We start from the raw sequence: 18,867 nt of genomic DNA, 5'->3' as shown, positions 1-18,867 counted from the left end.
CGCCATGTGACGCACCCGCATCCGCGCTCGCATCATCACCTGCCGCAGACGTTGATCATCTTGCTTCGTTATCTCGCGCATCGTCACTATGGCCGCAATAGCCATGAGTATCAGAAGCAACGACACATAGCCGCTGACGAGGTAAAACGACCACACAGATAGAAGGAGGGTAGCCCCGCCCGTGAGAATCAGCGGAAGCGTCGGTACACCACCCAACATCGCGGGCCGGGTACATCCTTTGAAAATGGGGTCGCGAAAGCCGTCGCTCATCATTAGTTGAGGAGCCAGGACGCAATCCCGGCCGCCCCGCCGACCAAGATTCCACCAATCACCAGGTTGCTAATCTCGGACCATTGCGCCTGTTGAAAGGCCATTTTGAACCCGGCCCACATTATGGCCACGGTGAACAGCGTGACAGCCACACTGACGAGTACGGTTTGCACGTTAGTCATCACCGAATTGACCTTCGTAATCTGTGCCCATGCAGGATGGGCCTCCAATATCACCGCCAGGCCCAATAGGAACGATGCCGCCTGTACCATGACTACTCGGCCACCCTGCGCCTGATTTCCGTCCTGTGCCCTACCGTCAGCCGTGCTTGTGCTCATCACTTGTCCTCCATAAATCGTGACAGGTTACAGAACGAAACGAGATTCCATATATCTATATTTGGACGCCAAATATACACATATGGCTTTTTCATATACACTCGCTTTGAATCTTCGATGACGCGCCCCTCCGCTGTGTACTTTCCGCTAGTATTCGCATGTCCGTCGATCGTACACGGTTGACTTTCACAACGTCTCTTCTTGTTCCTGAGTCATCCTAAGCGTGCGCATAGTAGAGCGAGCCAAGGTAGCTTGGCTATACCTCAAGAGGTGGAGCTTCTCGAAAAATTCGCTCTGCCATGCCGGGCCAATGGCTGGCCGCGCTCCAGCTGCCGTGCGCACCGGCAATGCCAGAAAACTGTCACTGCCGCTGCTCGTGACCCGTCCACTCTGAGCTTCATCGGCCTGCATGGCCCTCGACCTCCCGTTGTCCTACACCGGCTCTCCGGTTTCATCGAGAGAGCCAGTGAGTCCAACACAAGAGAGGTCCCAGCATGACAAAGCGATACACTCCGAAGACTCCCACATTCTCGATCGTCCCTCGCCCGGACGTGACGAACCCGCTGCTTATCCCGCGGTACACTCTCCAGCTGGTGCCGGGAAGTGCCCGCCCCGATCCGCCTGTCGTCATCCGCGATTCTGCGGGAGCGGCCACCATACTCCGGCCCCTCTATCAGGGTCTCGATCGTGAACAGTTCCTTGTTGCCTGTCTGGACGCCAAACATGCAGTCATCGGCGTCAACATCGTGTCCATTGGTTCTCTCACGCTCAGCATCGTCCATCCGCGCGAAGTCTTCAAACCCGCGATCCTGCTCAATAGCGCCGCTATCATCTGCGCCCACAATCATCCGTCCGGCGATCCGCAACCCAGTTCAGAAGATCGTGTGCTCACTGCCCGGCTCCGTCAGGCCGGCGATCTCATCGGCATCACCATTCTTGACCACATTATTCTAGGCGACGATCGCACCTTCAGTTTTGCGGATCAGGGGTGGCCGGCCTAACACGCCGCACTCATCCCTCTTTATCATTCCGCTGCCAGAGGCCTGTTGTTATTTATTGTGTTCGGTGTTGCGCCGTTTCATGTTCTGCGGGCCGCACGATGAACCAGCGCCGGATGGTTACATCACCGATGACCGCCACGACAACCCGATCACAATTCAACGGTTTAACATCTGGAGAGGCTATTACATTCTATAAATGGCTCAAATAATAGTCAAAAATGAGCCGATTAAATGGTATAATCGGCTCATGCGTTACAGCTGGCAACACCCCAATTGGCCCCGATTTAAATACCACCTCACGAACATTGAGGATCTACTGCTTGCCTTCGCGGAAAAGGAAGGCCATGTCAGCGGCATTCTCAAGGCCTTGCCCGAAGACACTCAGACAGAAACCATTATCGACATGATGGTGGCCGAAGCCGTCAAGACCTCAGAAATCGAAGGTGAATATCTCAGCCGCAGTGATGTGATGTCGTCTATTAAGAATAATTTGGGGCTGAATCAACACCCGGAACGCATTACGGACACAAAAGCGCAGGGTGCGGCGGAGCTGATGATCGATGTACGGAAGAGTGTTTCAGAAACGCTGACGGAAGAAAAGCTGTTTGCATGGCACACCATGATCATGAAAGGAAATACGAAGCACAAGATCGGCGCCTGGCGTACCCATGAGGAACCCATGCAAGTCGTGTCGGGAGCGATCGGAAACTGGAAGGTGCATTTTGAAGCGCCTCCTTCCGCGCGAGTGCCTCAGAACATGACGCAGTTTATCGAGTGGTTCAATGACACTGGGCCGGGGGGCCCCATGGAAATCAGAAAGTCTCCGGTGCGGTCTGCTATCGCCCATCTATATTTTGAAACCATTCACCCCTTTGAGGACGGAAATGGAAGAATCGGACGGGCCCTTTCCGAAAAGGCTTTATCCCAGGGCGTGGGACGCCCCATTCTTCTCAGTTTGTCAAAGACTATTGAGACCGGTAAAAATGCTTACTATGACGCGTTGAAAGCAGCACAGACATCACTCGACATTACCCTATGGATTCACTACTTCGTCTCGATGATTCTGGATGCACAGACGGAAGCCGCGCAGCAGATCGATTTCACTCTGAAGAAAACAAAGTTTTTTGCCCGATTTCAGAATCAGCTCAATGATCGACAGCGCCGCGTCATCAGCCGGATGCTGGAGAAAGGTCTCAAAGGTTTTGAGGGTGGGATGAGCCCCAAAAAATATATCGTCATCACAGGCACCTCGAAACCAACAGCGACCAGGGATTTGCAGGAGTTGGTCGAGATAGGGGCTTTAATTTCTTTGGGAGCTGGGCGAGGTAGAAACTATCAGATCAACCTTTAAGATCGCTTTTTAAAAGACAGGGCCCGGAAACCCGTTACGCCACCAGAACTGTCCAACATGGAACCCGCTCCCCCGTCATGCCAGCGCCGCCACAAGCGCACGCGGGACAACGCTGCCCAAGCATAACGACCGTCTTCCTTTGCAGCCCGGCCTGATCAACTCACGGCGACACGTGGCCCGCCGGTGCTAACGATGGAGAATAGAAGGAGGTGAGCCAACCGGCTCAACGGGAAGGTGAAAATCCAATGAGCAAAAGACCCGAACACAGGCAAGCGTAAATCCTGAAAGCAGGAACAGAGAAATCTACCCGGACCGCACCGAGCATCGCCTTGGCCAATAACGATGTAAAGCATTGTTTTATAATGGTCTCTATTTTGGCTTTTATCAAAAGCAAAAATAGGATATTTTGAATATTTCGTTTGTTGCGTTTATTTCGTTTATGGGCTAGACTGGTCTTAGAACACAGGAGAACCACCATGGCCACCATGACCAGTAGAACAAGAGATCCAATTGTACCGACCGCGCAGGAGGCCGCGATCGCGCGCGAAGCCAGCCGTACCCTCGCGCCCTATCTGGATCATCTTGAAAATCTAAACTTTCAAATAGGGGAGGAGAGGAAAGCCACCCACAAGCTTGCCCTCCCGCCCTATGCCGTTCGGTTGTTGCTGGATCTGCTTACCGAGATGGCAGCCGGGAACGCGGTCACATTAATCCCCGTCCATGCCCAGCTGACGACACAGCAGGCAGCAGATGTCCTCAATGTTTCCCGCCCCTTTCTGGTCCGCCTTCTGGAAGAGGGGAAAATACCCCATCAGAAAGTCGGTACGCATCGCCGTGTCATGTTTGAAGATCTAATGCGCTACAAGAAGGATATCGACAAAGACCGGCAAAAAGCTCTCGATGAACTGGTTAAACAGGCACAGCACCTCGATATGGGCTATTAATTTTGGCAACGTTCACCGCACTGTACGATGCCTGCGTTCTCTATCCGGCGCCGCTCCGCGATCTCCTCATGGAGCTTGCGGTGACGGATCTTTTCCGCGCGAAGTGGTCTCAGCGCATCCACGATGAATGGACAGCTTCTCTGCTAAAAAATCGGCCCGACCTGACGGCCGCAGACCTTAAAAGAACCCGTGAGTTTATGGACATGAGCGTAAGGGATTGCGTGGTTGAAAATTTTGAAGAATTGATACCATCACTTCATCTTCCCGATTCTAAAGATAATCATGTTCTTGCCGCTGCCATCAAAGGAAGAGGGGATGTAATCGTTACCTATAACTTAAAAGATTTTCCCGCCAAGGAACTTGGCAAATACGACATCGCGGCTCAACATCCCGACGAATTCCTGACGCACGTCGTGGATCTTGCCCCGGGGATTGTCTCTGCGGCCTGCCGAACACATCGCAACAGGCTTAAAAATCCTGCCAAGTCAGTCGAGGAATATCTTGAATGTTTGGAAAAACAGCAACTAAACGAATTTGTCGCGAAGCTACGCGCTTTTGCGAACCTTCTTTAGGAATCGGAGGACGATTTGGGAGCTACCACCGCTAACACCTCTTCGAAATCGGCTTCCCCAGTGGATGATGTCACGTCGAGAGCGATCGACCCCAAAATTCGTCTTCACCTTTTTGTTGTTGCCGACGGACACTGCGAATTCACAGGCTGTAATGACTACCTCATAGAGCATCATCTTACTTTGACCCCTAGCAATTGGATGCTAATCGATACCGCTTCATTTTTTTCTTGAAAAGCTTCACAACCGGCAATTCTTCCCACCATGTCGTATAGCGGGGGGCTACGGAAGGCCAGGTGCATTGACCATTCCGGCCTGCCCCTCCGATGTCTCCGAAATGAACCGTCCGTGCCCCATGCCCGGCATTGATGAGATCGACAGCTTTCATCAGTCTGGCGATGTTGGTCCCGATTATCGAAGAGATCATGCCGCTCCATAGTGGCGGGTATAAGATCCAGCAGCATGACGCCGCATTTTTGAAATGCTAGGCCAGGCCGGTACATTTATCAAGGAGCGACATGGCGCTATTGATGACCGCTCCTCAAACACAAGCCGCATCCGCAGCAAAAGTCTCCACTTTTATTTTCTTCGCCCGTTCTCCCACCTGCGCCGCATCAAACTGAAACTGCAGCCGCATCCATCCCTCCGGCGTGCTGCCAAACGCTTTCGACAAACGAATAGCCATATCCCAGGACAGGTCTGCACCCTCGTTCACCAGATGGCTCAATGCCGACCGCGACACACCAAAAACCTTCGCCCCTTCGGTCACGCTCAACCCATGCGGCTCCAGACAGTCCACGCGCACCGAAAATCCCGGATGCGGCGGATTTTTCATTTTCAAAGCCTTCATAGCACTCTCCTTCTTCAATGGTAATCCTCTAAATTCACATCTAACGCATACCCATCCTCGAACCGGAAGGTAATGCGCTAGTTCGCCCTCACCGTTACGCCCCATTCCCCTTTCCGGCTTCCTTTCAAAGGATGACGCCTGTAGGAATGGATGTTCATATCCTTAATCACTTCCGCTTGGTACAACCGCGCCAGAATTGCCTTAATCCGATCACCATATCCGGTGCCAGCTTCCGGGCATCTTCCTCCTCGAAAAACCTTTTAAGCCCCCGGTGCCTGAAACTCACTATCATCTTCCACTGTAGCGTGTAGCGCGTCACTCATCAACTGATTCCATGCGGCCGCCTCTTTCCCGTTAAGGAAAACGCCGTCAGGCATCCCTGCCCCGTGTCCCCCCTGACATGCGAGCCAGATTTCCGCTTCCCCGCTTTCTATAGCCACCGCCGCCCTCCGGCCTGTGGGCTTTTCTCCCTACGCGCTGCACCGCCCACGCCAGCCTAAGAATGCTGTCATGTTCGCCGCTCCCGCGCTTCGGGTACGCCCTCCGGCTCCGGGCTATTCCTCCTTAAAAATGTTGCCTTGGCTCTCCGGCGCTTTGCGAGAGAGCCAATCACATTTTTTCAACGGAGGAACCACATGGCTACAGAAACAGACACCAAGAAACCCGCTCAGACTTTCCGCAAGGGAACCATTCAGGCCGCCGTCTGGGAGAACGCCAGCCGGGAGGCAATGTTTTACAGCGTCACATTCTCACGCTCGTACAAAGGCGTTGAGGACAGCTGGAGACACACCACGTCTTTCCATGCCGGCGACCTTGAGGCTTTGGCTGATGTCGCTTTTCAAGCCAGGCTTTTCATCATGAAAAACAAATAAGGAGAACATCATGAAAACATATCAACACTTCGCAACAGTCCTCACGCAGTTGCTCGGCAACGATACCGCTATCCGTCTTACCGTGAACGGCTACATGCCCTTGTCCGTTGAGGATATCGGCAAATCCACAGACGGCCATCGCCTCGTTTCTATCTGCCACTATGGTGCGCAGAACGGCGACCTCATGCGCGACCCGGATATGGTCTTTGAATTGCGCCAATGGCCGGATGCTCTTGCCGCAGAGCCTCTTTCCTTCCGGAACGATTACATGGGAACGATGCAGGAGGTTTACCGCTATGACGATTCAGGCAAGAAAACCCACGTTAATGCGCGCTTGAAACAGGATCTGAAATCCTTCGCCCGGACATGGTTTAAAAATCTCAAGGATCAGGGATTCCTCAGCGATACCGTTATTCGGGAGCGGCTCACCTGAGCTGTCTTTCCTCCCCTTCTCATCGGCGCGCGTTCACGCTGTCCTCGACTGGTTGTGTGTGCGACATCCCCTACACCCCTAGCGGAGGTTTGAACAGGCACTACATACAACAAGTAACGGCTGGTTTACGCGTTCGCCTTCTTCAAGAAAACAATTTTTCGATCACGCTCATGGGCAAAAAGAGCCTGATCGGCGGGTCTACCAGCGGCGTGAAATCATACTGTGTGTAAAACTCAGCGGCCCGACGGTCTTTCGCATCGACTACCACTGCCACCGACGCGACCTCCCGTGCAGTGCGCCAGCTGCGATGCAGGGCGTCCATGAGAAGATGTTCTCCGGCCCCTCGCCCCTGACGCTGCTTGTCGATGGCCAAGCGCCCGAGGAGTGTGGCCGGGATGACCGGATACCGAGGGAGTTTCTTCGCCACACTCTCCGGCCACGCGCCAATGTCCACGCTGATAGCCGAAAGGGTGTAGAACCCAATCACCCTGTTACTTTCCCCCTCGCACAGTACAAAAGTCGCGGCCACGCGCTTTCGCGTGTCCTGCCCCGCCTGTACCTCAAGGTAGTGATCCAGCGGCCCGCTGCCGCAGGTAAACCCTTCCTTGTCATGCTGCTTGCCGAGCGCCTCAACGCGGTAGGGGGTATCCCTCTTTTTCCCAAGCAACTAGATCCTCGTCCTCTCCTTGTAGCGTGTCGCAGCCTGACGAAGCGTCTTGCTGGGCGCGGCGGGCTTCACAAGAGTCTCTACAAAGATTCTCCGGTCACGTTCGCTCAGCGTCAGCACATCATGCGCGCGCAAGGCTCTCTCCGCAGCTTCCTGCACGCTCGCAATCAAAAAATCCGTCAGCGATCGGCCCTGCACTGTCGCAGCTCGCAAAAACAGATTCTTCTGCGCCTTACTGACACGCGCTTCAAGTCGCTCCACGCGGGGAGCCTTTTCTTCTGTTTCTAGATCGGTCGGCGGCATGATGTCCTCCTTGTGCTTCTGATTCAAGCGTACGGCACAGTGCCGTACATGTCAATGGCTATCCGTTTCCCCACGAGATTCCAGGCACTTGCCCTTCCCCGGTCCTCACAAGGAAAGCGCCGACAGGCATAACTGCCCAGTATCCCTTTGACAGGGCGGCAAGACTTCCTCCCCTACCACTTCCTTGCTTTTTGTGTAACCATGACGCCCTCTCGCCTATGGGCTTTTCCCCGGCGCGAGGCACCGCCCACGCCAGCAACGAGCCGCTGTCCTGTTCGCTGCGGATCCCGCGCCGGTACGCCCTCCGGCTTCCAGGCTCGCCCCTCTTTCAAATGCCGCTTGGCTCTCTAGCGTTGTGAGAGAGCCAACCAACATTTTTCAAAGGGGGAACGACATGGCTACATCACACTCAAAACCAGCGACTGCTTTCAGGTGCGGCGCCGTCAACGCCGCTGTCTGGGAGAATACCGGAGAAAGAGGCATTTTCTACTCCGTCACCTTTTCCCGTCCCTATAAGGACGTGGAAGGCAACTGGAAAACCTCGGCTTCCTACGGTCTCAACGATCTGGATGCCCTGGCATCCGTGGCAGAAATGGCCAAGGACTGGGTCCGTGGGCAAGCACGGTAAACAGCGTTGCTTCCCATCGGGAGCCTCTGGCGCTCAGCGCCGGGGGCTTCCCTCAAGGAGTCACTACGATGAACACCTATCACCATTTCGCGACAGTCCTGACTCAGCTGCTCGGCAGCGAGACCGCCGTCCGCCTCACGGTGAGCGGCTCTCTGCCCTATTCGTCGAACACATTGGGAAATCCGCAGACGGCCACTGCCTGGTGTCTCTCTGCCACGATCGCGAACAGAATGGCAACCTGATGCGCGATCCCGAACTGGTCTTTGAACTCTCGTTATCCCCTCTTGCCTCCATGGCAATGCCGCTATCTTTCCAGAACGATTATATGGGTGTTCTACAGGAGGTGTACCGGTATGACGAAGATGGTAAGAAGACCCGCGTCAATGTACGGTTGAAGCAGGAGCTCGCCTCCTTCGCCGAGACTTGGTTCGCCAATCTCAAGGACCAGGGGTTCCTCGGCGATACTGCCACACGAAAAAGGCTCTCAGGAGCCTTCTATTCATAATGAAGCTACATCACCGACCGCCGCCATGGCCATAATCCTTCGTCTCGCTCGCACATTGGGATCCCTCCATTTGATAACATCGTTTGTAATGAAGCCGCGCAGCAGTTTGAACCATTCCAGGTGTTATCCTTCTTCTAGCACGAGGCGACCCTCTGCACGGTTAGGTTTCGATGCCTAACAGGCTCCACCAGTCGCGTGCCGCGTGCAGCACGCGCACGATCGACACGCCGTCAGGGTGCGGCAGATAGAAAATCAGCTGGTTGTCGAAATCCTTAATGCGCCACTTGCGGATGCCCGCGAGACTGGGGTGTTGCAGCGTCAGCGGGGCACCGAGCATGGGCTGACAGGCCAGATCGTTGAAGCTGGCCTCAGCGTTGGTCAGAAAACGCTGCGCCATGTCCAGGCCCGCCACTTCCGCCAGATAGACGAACTGCTCTACCAGGTCGCGCCTGGCTGCCGCACGCTGATACACCGTCGGCATCAGCGCGGTGTCTTTCGGGCCGTCAGCTTCGCCAGGGCTTCGCTGCGAATGTCCTTCCAGTCCGCCGGCGTCAGGACGCTCTCGGCGCTGTTCAGACCTTCCAGTAATTTCGCTTCCAGCAGGTCTTCCGCTTTGCGTTTTTCGTCGGCTCGAATCAACTCACGCACATACTCGCTCGCGCTGCTGTAGCGACCTTGGGCGATCTGCCCATCCACGAATTGCTTCAGGGGATCAGGGAGAGAAATATTCATGCTCTGCATGGTGCACCTCCTGCTCTTACCTCCAACAATGCCATACATAGGGAGAGATGGCAAGGATTGGCATTACGTGTCATTCTGGCTCACGCACACGTCAGCGGTCGGGTGACTTACACGCTGTGCGCGAGCCCTGATCTCGACCTGTCCGTACGGGATGAGGCCCCTGCCTTTGAATTTGTCCGAATGCATTTACGGGGTATCAAAAGCGTCAGCCTGAGAATGTAGCCAGTGTCAGACTCGTCCTACAGGAGAGGGCGGATATTGCTTACAGTAAGACGAGTTTGAACTGACGGGTGGAACTAACCCGCTGGCCAGCGGCTAACGCTGCATCGAAGCGCTTGAAGGGACGGGGCACGTGCGGCGTGCGGCGCGTGCTGAGATAGTACACCTGCGGACGATGCTTCAGCTTCACACTCAGGTGCCACACCTTGGTTCTGCTGCGCCATATCGTCATGTCTTCTAGCCCGGCGATCTTGACCAGGTGTCTGAGCACGTCTTGCTGCAGGCATTGCACGCGCGTGGTTGACGATCCGTGGCCGGGTTTGTGCTTCATCTCGTCACGTCAACGGGGCCCACGCATAAACTGACCGAGGTGTTTCCGAATGGCCTCGCGGCGTGATGATAACACGGTCATCGTAGCTCTTCGCCGAGTCCTACTCGTGGTGCTCCCGTCTGTCACAGACGGTGGGAAGTGGGACGGAAAAGTCGGGGATGGTGTGTTCGGCCGCGTTCAGGATGCGGTCCTTCTCGTGCAGATAGATCATGGTGGTCTGGATGTCGGCATGACCCAGCATGGACTGGACCTGTCTGATCGTCGCACCATGTTTCAGTGCGAGCGTGGCGGCCGTATGTCGAAGCGAATGCGGGGAGATCGGACGGACGCTTTGGGTATCCGGGTTGATCAGCCGACTGAGGCCCGCCTCCTCGAGATGGTGGCGCATCATGGCCTGAATCGAACCGACTCCTAAGGGCCGGCACCCTCGAGTCTGGGCGACATTCTGCCTCTTCGAATGATACTTGCCCGGGCCCCGCAGCCAGGCAAACAAGGGGTGCTCGGGAAGCGGACCACGGAACGGTTCCGTGGGGCCCCCACCATGATGCCGGCGGTCATGCATCCGGAAATAGGCGGTGAGCGCATCGAGCACCCAGGGTGCCAGCACCACCGGCTGTTCGGCACTACTGCTGCCTTTGCGGTGGAGATAGAGGATGGGGTGGCCATCCCGGTGATTGAGATGCCGGCGCTGCGCCCGCGCGAGTTCGATGCTGCGGGTGCCGGTACTGACCCAAAGTAGCGTCATGGCATAATCGCGCAACACCTGCTCTTGGGCGGCCGGGTCGGTGACGGTCACATCGAAGGTGGCGATCAGGCGTTCGACTTCGGGCTCGGTCAGGCTGTCCCGGACGAACCGTTTGGCGACTTTCATGCCCTTTACTGCGCTCATCGGGTTGTAGGGGATCTGTGCGGTCCGTTTCAGCCACTGACAGAAAGCGCGTAAGCTGGCGAGGTAGACGTTGATCGTCCGCGCCTCCAAGCGTTTGTGTGTCCCCTCCCGCTGTTGGAGGGTGAGGCTGGCGCGGTAGCCGTGCAGCAACTGTTCGGTGAAGCTGTCCGGCTGGCCTTCCCTCGCGCGGGCCTGGCCCCACCAGCGAAAAAAATAGGTCAGACTGCGGCGGTAGAGGAGCTGGGTACTCCGCGCGGGATAGGTGGCACAGAAGGGCGAGACCACCGCGGCCAGAAAATGATCAAACGCGGGGCTGTCGACCGCCACCCCAGTCGGCCATGTGAGGATGGAGAGGGTCTCGAGCTGGACCTTGGGTCGGGTCGCCGGCAGCCAGGGTTGTAACGCCTGGTCGATCACGCGGGGGTCGCCGTCTGCCGACCCTGCCGTCTCAGCCGTCTCAGCCGGCGGTTCGTCGTCCTGCTCACACCCCATAGACCTGTTTTCCTCCGACCGTTCAAAACCCGCGCTGGCGTGCGGTGTCATCTGTATCACACTACAAACTCCATATCTACTGAACATCGACTAATGACCACTTAATCGATCTTCAAGCGATGCAGACCCCATTGACAGGGGTCTTATTTAGGCGTCTAATCCATCCCGGCATGAGTCAACGCTCTGAATGAGAGGTAACTCTTTGTCTTTCTTTAATAATTCAGACGTTCTAAACACCGCATGAGAATACGCACTGACAAATTGGAGGGATGCAGATGCCTCATGGAATTGGACCTCTAAACTCAGCAACGTCTCCTCTACCGGTGACTGATCCCCTGGTCTTCGAACGATTCCGACAGGTGCTCGATCACTCGACGTTTCGAAAAATGCCGCCAGGCAAATCATTGCTCTATCTGCAGCTGCTACGGTGGTCTCATGGCAATGGAAAAGAATTGATTGAAGCCTCACGCCTTGAGATGTGTGCCTGGACAGGGCTCGCACTTGAGACGATTAAAAAATATGTACCACAGCTCATGGAGGAAGGGCTTATCCGGCAAGTGCGCGAATCGACTCCGATCAATGCCGCCGCCTATGAGGTGTGTTGGTTGGCGGCCTCTTCGGCTGCTCCTACCACAGCCCATCCTGCGGCGGTTTCCTACTATGTCGATCAGCTCACAGCACGCGAGCTCAAGGAGTGTACTCGGATTGAAGTGCTCCTCACGCGCGAAGAGCGGCGCCAAATACAAAGTGCGGTTGGCGATTCGCTTCGAACGTTGGGCATTCCCTGGAATTATGAGCTCATCAAAAAACTGATTAAGTGGTACCACCTGACCCATTCTCCGTACCGGGATCAACTCGAACGCGATCACCCAGACTGGTTTGCTACCCCCTAAAGATCGAAGTCATTAAACATTATAAATGAAACAACCAATCAAGGCATGCGGGATAAAACGTTATACACAATCTTGATGTGATGATTGTGAAAATACGCATACTGAGGATATCTCTGCCTGTGACCTAGAAACCAGTTGCGTTGACGCAACTGTAATAGTTTATTACTTTTCTAATTAATACAGTAAACCATTCTCCACATTAATTAGCTGGAATACGGCAAATGGGTTGCGTCAACGCAATTGACAAAGATTCATAATATAGTATGGGGTGCATTGATGTGGTGCCCAGCTTCCGTGGCAGATTCTATTCCCCCTGGTGGTACCTCCAGCCTAAATACATCATAACTACGATATTAATGACGCGCTCTTGAGCCAGTCCACCTGCTGTAATAGTCCCATTTGCAGGGGATCTTGCCTTGGCCATCCACAATACATCAACAAAAGTCCTTGACATTATATGTCAGCACAGATAAGAGGATCATTAAGCATGACAATTCATCATAACTAGGGGGCTAACAGTGACCAGAATAGTCGCTATTTCGTCCCACAAAGGTGGTGTTGGCAAGACTACTACGGCTGCGAATCTTGCCGCTGGTATCGCTCGAATGGGTAAGAAACGGGTCCTTGTGGTTGATGTCGACCCCCAGGCCAACCTGACTGCAACTCTGTTTCCACACGAACGGCGGGAATATAAGGGTGCCATTACGCTAGCACAGGTCTTGGGGGGCACGGCCGTGCTCGATGATGCCATTGTTGAAACAACCACCAAAAATCTTGACCTCATCCCCTCACACATCGACCTGTTTGAGCAGGAGGGTTACATCCAAAATACGCCTCGGGCCCTTCTGGGACTCGACGCGGCATTCAAGCAATCTGCGCTCTTGAGTCGCTACTTCATCTGCTTACTCGATTGCCCCCCCAACCTTGGGACGTTCATGTCGAATGCCTTGTACGCGGCTCATCATGTAATCGTGCCGGTCGGCGCCGGCGATAAGTACGCGCTGGACGGGCTGCGCTCTCTGCAAACAAAAATTGGACAGGTCAATGTGGTGAAGACGGATCGCAAGACCGAGTTGCTGGGATATCTATTGACTCGATGCGACATGCGTACAAACGTGGCGAAGACAATCGTAAAAACCATGCGAGACACGTTTGGCGAGCAAGTCTTTAAGACTGCGATTCGTGAAAATACGGAATTCGGAAAAGCGATCATGGTCAACAAGACCATCTTCCAGCAGGAGTTGCGCGCTTCCGGAGCTGAAGACTATGCCAGCTTGGCCGCGGAGGTGATCGCGCGCCTCGCACTTGACCACTCGAAACAGGGTGAGGGTGACGACTCGCCGCGCTCGGAATCCCCTGTTAGCGAATCAGAAGTCGGGGTCAACTGATGTCTCAGAAGATGTCCAAAGAACGGGAGCGTCTGCTGGCTGAAGGTAAAAAGGCCCTGGCCGGGTTGGGCATGTCGAATCAGTCCGCGGTCGAGGAAGTACTCAAGGAGACATTAGGGGAAGACATCCGCGCTACGCCAAGCGCCACGCCTTCCTTGGAGAACCGTCATGCCCTCGACGAAGACCGAGAGGGTGCTCAGGCCGCTGAGCGAATCTACAATCTACCTCTCCATCAGCTGGAACCCAGTCCGGACCAGCCCCGCATGAACGTGGAGCCGGACCCAGAGCTCGTGGAGAACATCCGAGTGCATGGGATACGCACCCCGATTCATGTCAGACCGCTAGGAAAGAATCGCTATGAAATCGTCGCTGGTGAACGACGCTGGCGTGCCTCGCAAGCGTTGGGACTCCAGACGATTCCCGCACTTGTGCGACAGGCGTCCACAGACTCCGCAGCCGCAGAGGCCCTGCTCGATAACCTATTGCGGAAGAATCTCTCGGGCTTTGAGGAAGCGAAGGGCTACCGAAAACTCATCGATCAGCACCACTACCGCCAGAATGAACTTGCCCAAGCCCTAGGGTGCGACAAAACACGTATATCTCGGGCCTTGCACGTTCTCGAACTTCCAGAGGCGATTCTCGATCTGACCTTAGGGCCTGGATCTCCGCTCTCATTCACCCATGTACAGGAGCTCCTTCCCCTGCGATCCAATCCCATTCGACTGGAACGGGTGGCTCGCCTCGCCGTTGAGCAACAATGGACCGCCAAGCGAATCCGTGAAGAGATCCTCCGTCAGCCGCGCATCAATCAAGGTGCCCAGTCGGTGCGTTTTACTCCCAAGGGAGACAACGGAGCCTTTTTTCTCGTCATTCGCTTTCATCCGAATCGGCTCAATGATGTTCCTATCGTCATGGAGGCATTAGATCAAGCTCGAGATTATGTGGCCCAAGCCCAAAAACAAAATCCTTCCTCCTGACGTTGCTTTCGCCTCTGGACTGACCGGTTCCGCTCTTCTTTTGACTCTCACAAGTTTCGAACGTTTACGGTTCGGAGATTCAACTTTTCTTCCTGCTCTGCGATTAGCCCGTGCGGGTCCTGACGATACCTCCCGGATCAGCAACATTTTCCCCAACAAGGCCACGGGGCCCGCAAGGGGCTAGGTTATCCACAGGGCAAGTGAGAGCCAAAGGACGATTTCGTGAGAGTGAAAAGAAATTAGTGAGAGGCAAAGGATAGCAATGGGCCGTTATTTGGTGAGACTCAAAAGAAATCTTGTGAGAGTGAAAAGAACCGTGAGAGTGAAAAGAAACTGTGTTGTCCCATAAGTCCGCTATTTGATTGATGATCGTGGCTCTGACTAAGACGTGGAAATGTGGACTTACGTAAAGAATTACGAAAGAAAAGACTAATACGTAACGGAGGACTACGTGAGTAAACACATCTCCTTGGGATCAAATACAGAATCAACCGGAGGAACCTCCTCCGTGGACGCGGTCATAATTCCTGAACCGACTTTTATCCAGAGTGAGCGCATCCTTAACCGCCATCAGATTTGGAGCGTGAAGGCCAGCAAAGGAGTTCGAACGGCTCATAAGAAATCGATTGTGAGTGAGGTGAAGGTGGGGGATGAACTTCACCGACATTGCTTAACGGTTTATGGTGGAGATGGGCTCCCGAATACGTTGGATTTGGAATTCTTCCGTGCCATGGAGCAAGTTCTCACAGAACAACAGCGGAAGAAAGAAGATGCCCCCTTGGAACAGACGGTCGTGTTGCGGGCAAAGGACATCATTGAGGCGGCAGGCAAGAAAAAATGCGGGTCAGCCTATCGGGAATTACGCCGCTTCTTTGTTCGATTGGGCGCCACGGCTCTGGGGCTGGAGATCACAGAGCCCGGTCGGCGAGGTCAGGAGCAGTTGGTGCATATTTTCGAAAATCTCACGCAAGTCCTGGATGAGGACGCCGGTCCACAGAATATGCAGGTACATCGCATTCGTCTCGCCGACTGGTATGTTGAAAGTTTTAATTCGGGTAACTGCTGGGTGGTCGATCATGCCTTATTCACCCGCCTCACGCGCCCGATCTCTCAATTGTTGCATCAAGCATTGCATGCCTTATTTCCGGATGGGGGAGGGGAAGCGAGAATTCGCTATGCGGAACTCGTACGCAATTGGCAATTAACGCCGCGATCAGGCCTCTCAAAAATTCGAGAGCAACTCGATCCCGCACATCAGGAGCTGCAGAGCCTTGGGTTTTTGGATGGGTGGGGATATACCGCTTTGAACGGTGACAAAAATGATCTTCAAGTACGGTGGGTGGCTGGACCTGCCTGGTGGGAAGCCGATCGTGCCTGCCGCCATTTAGGTTTGGCCAGTCAATTACCCGATGGAATTCGTGACCCATTGCTGCCGTTTCGGGCTCCGGCAACCAAGCTCCACGAGGAGGAGGAGAGTCGAATCAAGGCCACGGTGGCCGAGGTGTTGGATTTTGTCGGCATTAAAGATAAACGGTTTACACCTTTTTGGACTCAGGCCGCACGAGATATTCCCTTAACGCGAATTCGAAAACTAATCGGTGATGTTCGGGAACGCGTGATGTGTGGGCAACGAGGTGGAGCCAAGGACGACCGGGTGATGAACCGGGGCGCGTATCTGCTGTCGCTGCTTAAATTGGAGGCCAGAAAGCGGCAGTTATCATGGGGAGATAAGAACTGAAAGGGACAAGCTTGGGCACAAAGTGCGATCAAACTCAATCAACACGCCCGGCCGATACGGCCATTGCCATCTTCGAATGGGTGTATCGATTCAAAGTAGACATGCGTGACGACCCGACCGCACCACGGCTTTTCTGATTCGTTTTTTCTCTCCTGGCGCGGTGTCGTTGAACCAACGAATGAAACGCGTCATCACCTCAGGTATACGCGAGGATGGGAGTGCCTCGAAGTGCACCTTTTCTTTTCCTACTGGCCCTGAATCACCTGCATGGGTTCGGTGTGTGTGCGCCGCATGCCAGCCTGAACGCGCTTGCTCCCCGACATGATTATTTTGTGCCGTCATAGAGCTTTGCTTCGGAGAGCGGCTTTGCGAAACTCTTTCGCACATCGACCATTAGGGGGCTGCGACACCCTGTGTTCATTTGTCTCCTGCGCGCGCGCGGGGGGGAAGAGTCGAGGAACCACCACCTGGCCCCGCGGGGGTGTGGGCCAAGCCTCCGACGTTGTAACAACCAGTCAATTCTCACATCGCAAAGGCATAGGGTTCCAGGTTGGTCTCGCTGAGTCGTAATTTTTCAGAGGCGGTTGTTGGTATTAATTATGGTGTTGCAGGATATGGCTTTCGCCGGGTATTGTATTACATTGTTTCTAGGCTTCATTATCGTTCGCAGGGGCAGCTCAAAGGAGGAGCCTGCAATGGCTGTGGAGGAGGGGGGCTTTTAAATCGTCTTTTCTCCGCTCTGCAAAAATGGAAGGGTGCGTCAGCTCCCGAGTGGTTTGCCCGTCAGAAGGGATTCGTGGGTATGCGTGCCGGTGAAGCGGTGGACGAACAGCTGGTTCCGGATATAGAGGGTCACCTGGCCCGGTGAGGCGGGGGGGAGCTAGTATGACTAAACGAGTGAATACTATTAGCGTCGACTTAGGAGGGCTCAAAGAACCCTGGTTAGACTGGTGTGCCAGGCAGAAGACGCAGCCGAGTCATGCGCTCCGACAAGTTCTGGCCAAGGTCGTTCAGGGTGGTCTCCCCGGATCCATATCCCCTCGAGCCGTGGTCAGAAATCGACCTGAAAGGCCCATGGTTCGGGTAGAGATTAAACTCACCGAGTCCGAGCACGGTACTCTCAAACGGATGGCACAGGCGCAAGGGTTTACGGTTGCCAAGTGGATCATTGCCTTGATTCGGACTCGACTCGTGGGACACCCACAATTTGGCCAATCAGAATTGGAAGTGCTCGCCCGTTCCAACCTGCAACTATTGGCAATCGGGAGAAACCTGAATCAACTCGCCAAAGCGCTGAATACCTCTCCGGATGAGAGGAGTGCCTTTCGGGTCGAACTCATCACCGAATTATCTAGGCGCATTGAAACTCATACGACCACCGTGTCGAGTGTGATGAGAGGCAACCTGGAGCGATGGCACATCCAATGATGCCCCAATTTGCCAATAGCACAGATGCCACCTTAGATGAATGGGGTAGTCGCCTCTTTAATGTGTCTGCGTCGACCGTGCGACGAGGACATGAGGGTAGGACAGGCCGGGGGGGCCAATCACACGCGGGCACAGGTGGACACTTACACACTCCAGAGGCGCGGGCGCGCTTCGTGCGGCAAAAGCTTCGTGACATGGTTCGATGTGCCCCGCAGGTCATGGTCAAGCTCGCCAAAGCCACGAAAGGCCTGCGCGGGATTTCAAATAATCTCAGTTATATCTCTCGGGATGGGAAGCTAGACATTGAAGATCAAGACGGACATATCATCACGGGTAAAGAGGCCGTTGGAGATCTCAAGCGCGAATGGCAACATGGAGGGTTTCCAATCCCTGGGAATTCCGAGATGCGCGATGCCTTTCATATCATCTTGTCCATGCCGAAGCTGACCGACCCAATCTCGGTTCAACGCGCCGCCCGTGAATTTGCGAAACGTGAGTTTGCCAATTATCAGTACGCCATGGTGCTGCATACTTTCGAGACAGACCCGGACCCACATCCTTCGTCTCATCCGCACGTACATCTCACCGTTAAAACCGCAGGACTTGATGGGACACGGCTAAACCCAAGAAAGCTCGATCTCCAACGTTGGCGAGAAGGATTTGCTGAAGCGCTTCGGGAACATGGGATCGACGCCACCACTACGAGCCGTATTCATCGCACAACTCAAGAGCGGTGGAAGGTTCGGCATTTCGTGGAGGGCGCGACACAAACCATACGCGTGGACCGTAGCAGACGAGAGACCCACGCACCACATGTTCAGCGCGAGATAATGAAAAACTATGAAGGGGTCATGAAAGCCTTGGCGCGTTCTGATCGAGGAGATGATCGGCAGCTTGCGGTAGACTTGGTACGTCACTTAGCCGGACAGAGCCGCATGCAGGAGAAAGAAAAGGGGCGATCACCGGAACGTGAATAGTCACCGTTCTGTGCCAATCGCAAGAGCAGCGGTTTCGTAAGCTTTTCAGTCACTCCCGCATAA

At 54.5% G+C, this 18,867-nt stretch carries 24 protein-coding genes; 15 read left to right on the top strand and 9 right to left on the bottom strand.

What is annotated here, in order from left to right; genetic code table 11:
• Nucleotides 1-272: 272 nt before the first annotated feature.
• Complete coding sequence (locus V9G17_00815) at nt 273-608, bottom strand: TrbC/VirB2 family protein (GenBank protein MEI2751115.1); 336 nt, start codon at nt 606-608, stop codon at nt 273-275.
• A gap of 494 nt (nt 609-1,102) precedes the next feature.
• On the opposite strand from V9G17_00815, the gene V9G17_00810 reads away from it, so the two are divergent.
• The 4 genes from V9G17_00810 (at nt 1,103) to V9G17_00795 (ending at nt 4,476) form a co-directional block, all read left to right on the top strand.
• Nucleotides 1,103-1,609 (top strand): JAB domain-containing protein, encoded by a 507-nt coding sequence (locus V9G17_00810; GenBank protein MEI2751114.1) that lies wholly within the window; start codon nt 1,103-1,105, stop codon nt 1,607-1,609.
• A 247-nt stretch (nt 1,610-1,856) separates the two neighbouring features.
• A complete protein-coding gene (locus V9G17_00805) occupies nt 1,857-2,960 on the top strand; it encodes a Fic family protein (protein MEI2751113.1) in 1,104 nt (367 codons plus the stop codon).
• A 476-nt stretch (nt 2,961-3,436) separates the two neighbouring features.
• Nucleotides 3,437-3,904, top strand: a complete 468-nt coding sequence (locus V9G17_00800; GenBank protein ID MEI2751112.1) for a helix-turn-helix domain-containing protein — start codon at nt 3,437-3,439, stop codon at nt 3,902-3,904.
• 2 nt (nt 3,905-3,906) lie between these two features.
• Nucleotides 3,907-4,476, top strand: coding sequence for a PIN domain-containing protein (locus tag V9G17_00795; protein ID MEI2751111.1), 570 nt, complete (start codon nt 3,907-3,909; stop codon nt 4,474-4,476).
• A gap of 187 nt (nt 4,477-4,663) precedes the next feature.
• Here V9G17_00795 and V9G17_00790 read toward each other — a convergent pair whose 3' ends face one another.
• Both V9G17_00790 and V9G17_00785 read right to left on the bottom strand, forming a co-directional pair.
• Nucleotides 4,664-4,900: a DUF4113 domain-containing protein gene (locus V9G17_00790; GenBank protein ID MEI2751110.1), complete on the bottom strand. Its 237-nt coding sequence runs from the start codon at nt 4,898-4,900 to the stop codon at nt 4,664-4,666.
• A 114-nt stretch (nt 4,901-5,014) separates the two neighbouring features.
• Nucleotides 5,015-5,323: a HigA family addiction module antitoxin gene (locus tag V9G17_00785; GenBank protein ID MEI2751109.1), complete on the bottom strand. Its 309-nt coding sequence runs from the start codon at nt 5,321-5,323 to the stop codon at nt 5,015-5,017.
• A gap of 635 nt (nt 5,324-5,958) precedes the next feature.
• Here V9G17_00785 and V9G17_00780 point away from each other — a divergent pair.
• Nucleotides 5,959-6,195, top strand: coding sequence for a hypothetical protein (locus V9G17_00780; GenBank protein ID MEI2751108.1), 237 nt, complete (start codon nt 5,959-5,961; stop codon nt 6,193-6,195).
• Between the two features lie 10 nt (nt 6,196-6,205).
• Nucleotides 6,206-6,628: a hypothetical protein gene (locus tag V9G17_00775; GenBank protein MEI2751107.1), complete on the top strand. Its 423-nt coding sequence runs from the start codon at nt 6,206-6,208 to the stop codon at nt 6,626-6,628.
• Between the two features lie 142 nt (nt 6,629-6,770).
• Here V9G17_00775 and V9G17_00770 read toward each other — a convergent pair whose 3' ends face one another.
• Both V9G17_00770 and V9G17_00765 read right to left on the bottom strand, forming a co-directional pair.
• Nucleotides 6,771-7,295, bottom strand: a complete 525-nt coding sequence (locus V9G17_00770) for a GNAT family N-acetyltransferase (GenBank protein ID MEI2751106.1) — start codon at nt 7,293-7,295, stop codon at nt 6,771-6,773.
• Complete coding sequence (locus V9G17_00765) at nt 7,296-7,598, bottom strand: DUF1778 domain-containing protein (protein ID MEI2751105.1); 303 nt, start codon at nt 7,596-7,598, stop codon at nt 7,296-7,298.
• 394 nt (nt 7,599-7,992) lie between these two features.
• On the opposite strand from V9G17_00765, the gene V9G17_00760 reads away from it, so the two are divergent.
• The 3 genes from V9G17_00760 to V9G17_00750 all read left to right on the top strand — a co-directional run bounded on the left by V9G17_00760 (nt 7,993) and on the right by V9G17_00750 (nt 8,731).
• Entirely contained in the window at nt 7,993-8,226 is a 234-nt protein-coding gene (locus tag V9G17_00760; GenBank protein ID MEI2751104.1) for a hypothetical protein, read from the top strand.
• A gap of 68 nt (nt 8,227-8,294) precedes the next feature.
• Entirely contained in the window at nt 8,295-8,468 is a 174-nt protein-coding gene (locus V9G17_00755) for a hypothetical protein (protein MEI2751103.1), read from the top strand.
• A complete protein-coding gene (locus tag V9G17_00750) occupies nt 8,468-8,731 on the top strand; it encodes a hypothetical protein (protein ID MEI2751102.1) in 264 nt (87 codons plus the stop codon). The genes V9G17_00755 and V9G17_00750 overlap by 1 nt, the downstream gene beginning before the upstream one ends.
• A gap of 160 nt (nt 8,732-8,891) precedes the next feature.
• Here the strand turns inward: V9G17_00750 and V9G17_00745 are convergent, their stop codons facing one another.
• From V9G17_00745 to V9G17_00730, 4 genes are all read right to left on the bottom strand, one after another.
• A complete protein-coding gene (locus V9G17_00745) occupies nt 8,892-9,212 on the bottom strand; it encodes a type II toxin-antitoxin system RelE/ParE family toxin (protein MEI2751101.1) in 321 nt (106 codons plus the stop codon).
• On the bottom strand, nt 9,212-9,472 hold the full coding sequence (locus tag V9G17_00740; protein MEI2751100.1) for a type II toxin-antitoxin system ParD family antitoxin: 261 nt from the start codon (nt 9,470-9,472) through the stop codon (nt 9,212-9,214). The genes V9G17_00745 and V9G17_00740 overlap by 1 nt, the downstream gene beginning before the upstream one ends.
• A 262-nt stretch (nt 9,473-9,734) precedes the next feature.
• A complete protein-coding gene (locus tag V9G17_00735) occupies nt 9,735-10,022 on the bottom strand; it encodes a hypothetical protein (protein ID MEI2751099.1) in 288 nt (95 codons plus the stop codon).
• Between the two features lie 100 nt (nt 10,023-10,122).
• On the bottom strand, nt 10,123-11,454 hold the full coding sequence (locus V9G17_00730) for a tyrosine-type recombinase/integrase (GenBank protein MEI2751098.1): 1,332 nt from the start codon (nt 11,452-11,454) through the stop codon (nt 10,123-10,125).
• A gap of 272 nt (nt 11,455-11,726) precedes the next feature.
• Between V9G17_00730 and V9G17_00725 the strand changes: the two genes are divergently transcribed.
• From V9G17_00725 to V9G17_00700, 6 genes are all read left to right on the top strand, one after another.
• On the top strand, nt 11,727-12,296 hold the full coding sequence (locus V9G17_00725; GenBank protein ID MEI2751097.1) for a hypothetical protein: 570 nt from the start codon (nt 11,727-11,729) through the stop codon (nt 12,294-12,296).
• Nucleotides 12,297-12,814: 518 nt separating this feature from the next.
• The gene (locus V9G17_00720) at nt 12,815-13,684 is read left to right on the top strand and encodes a ParA family protein (GenBank protein MEI2751096.1); all 870 of its coding nucleotides are present in this window, start codon (nt 12,815-12,817) and stop codon (nt 13,682-13,684) included.
• Nucleotides 13,684-14,661: a ParB/RepB/Spo0J family partition protein gene (locus tag V9G17_00715; GenBank protein ID MEI2751095.1), complete on the top strand. Its 978-nt coding sequence runs from the start codon at nt 13,684-13,686 to the stop codon at nt 14,659-14,661. Before V9G17_00720 ends, V9G17_00715 begins: the two co-directional genes overlap by 1 nt.
• A 508-nt stretch (nt 14,662-15,169) precedes the next feature.
• Entirely contained in the window at nt 15,170-16,399 is a 1,230-nt protein-coding gene (locus tag V9G17_00710; GenBank protein MEI2751094.1) for a replication initiator protein A, read from the top strand.
• 885 nt (nt 16,400-17,284) lie between these two features.
• Entirely contained in the window at nt 17,285-17,827 is a 543-nt protein-coding gene (locus V9G17_00705) for a hypothetical protein (GenBank protein ID MEI2751093.1), read from the top strand.
• Nucleotides 17,828-18,045: 218 nt separating this feature from the next.
• Complete coding sequence (locus tag V9G17_00700) at nt 18,046-18,804, top strand: relaxase/mobilization nuclease domain-containing protein (protein ID MEI2751092.1); 759 nt, start codon at nt 18,046-18,048, stop codon at nt 18,802-18,804.
• Nucleotides 18,805-18,867 lie beyond the last annotated feature (63 nt).

The organism is Nitrospira sp. (assembly GCA_037045225.1).
GTDB lineage: Bacteria > Nitrospirota > Nitrospiria > Nitrospirales > Nitrospiraceae > Nitrospira_A.
This window is presented reverse-complemented; position numbering and strand designations above follow the sequence as displayed.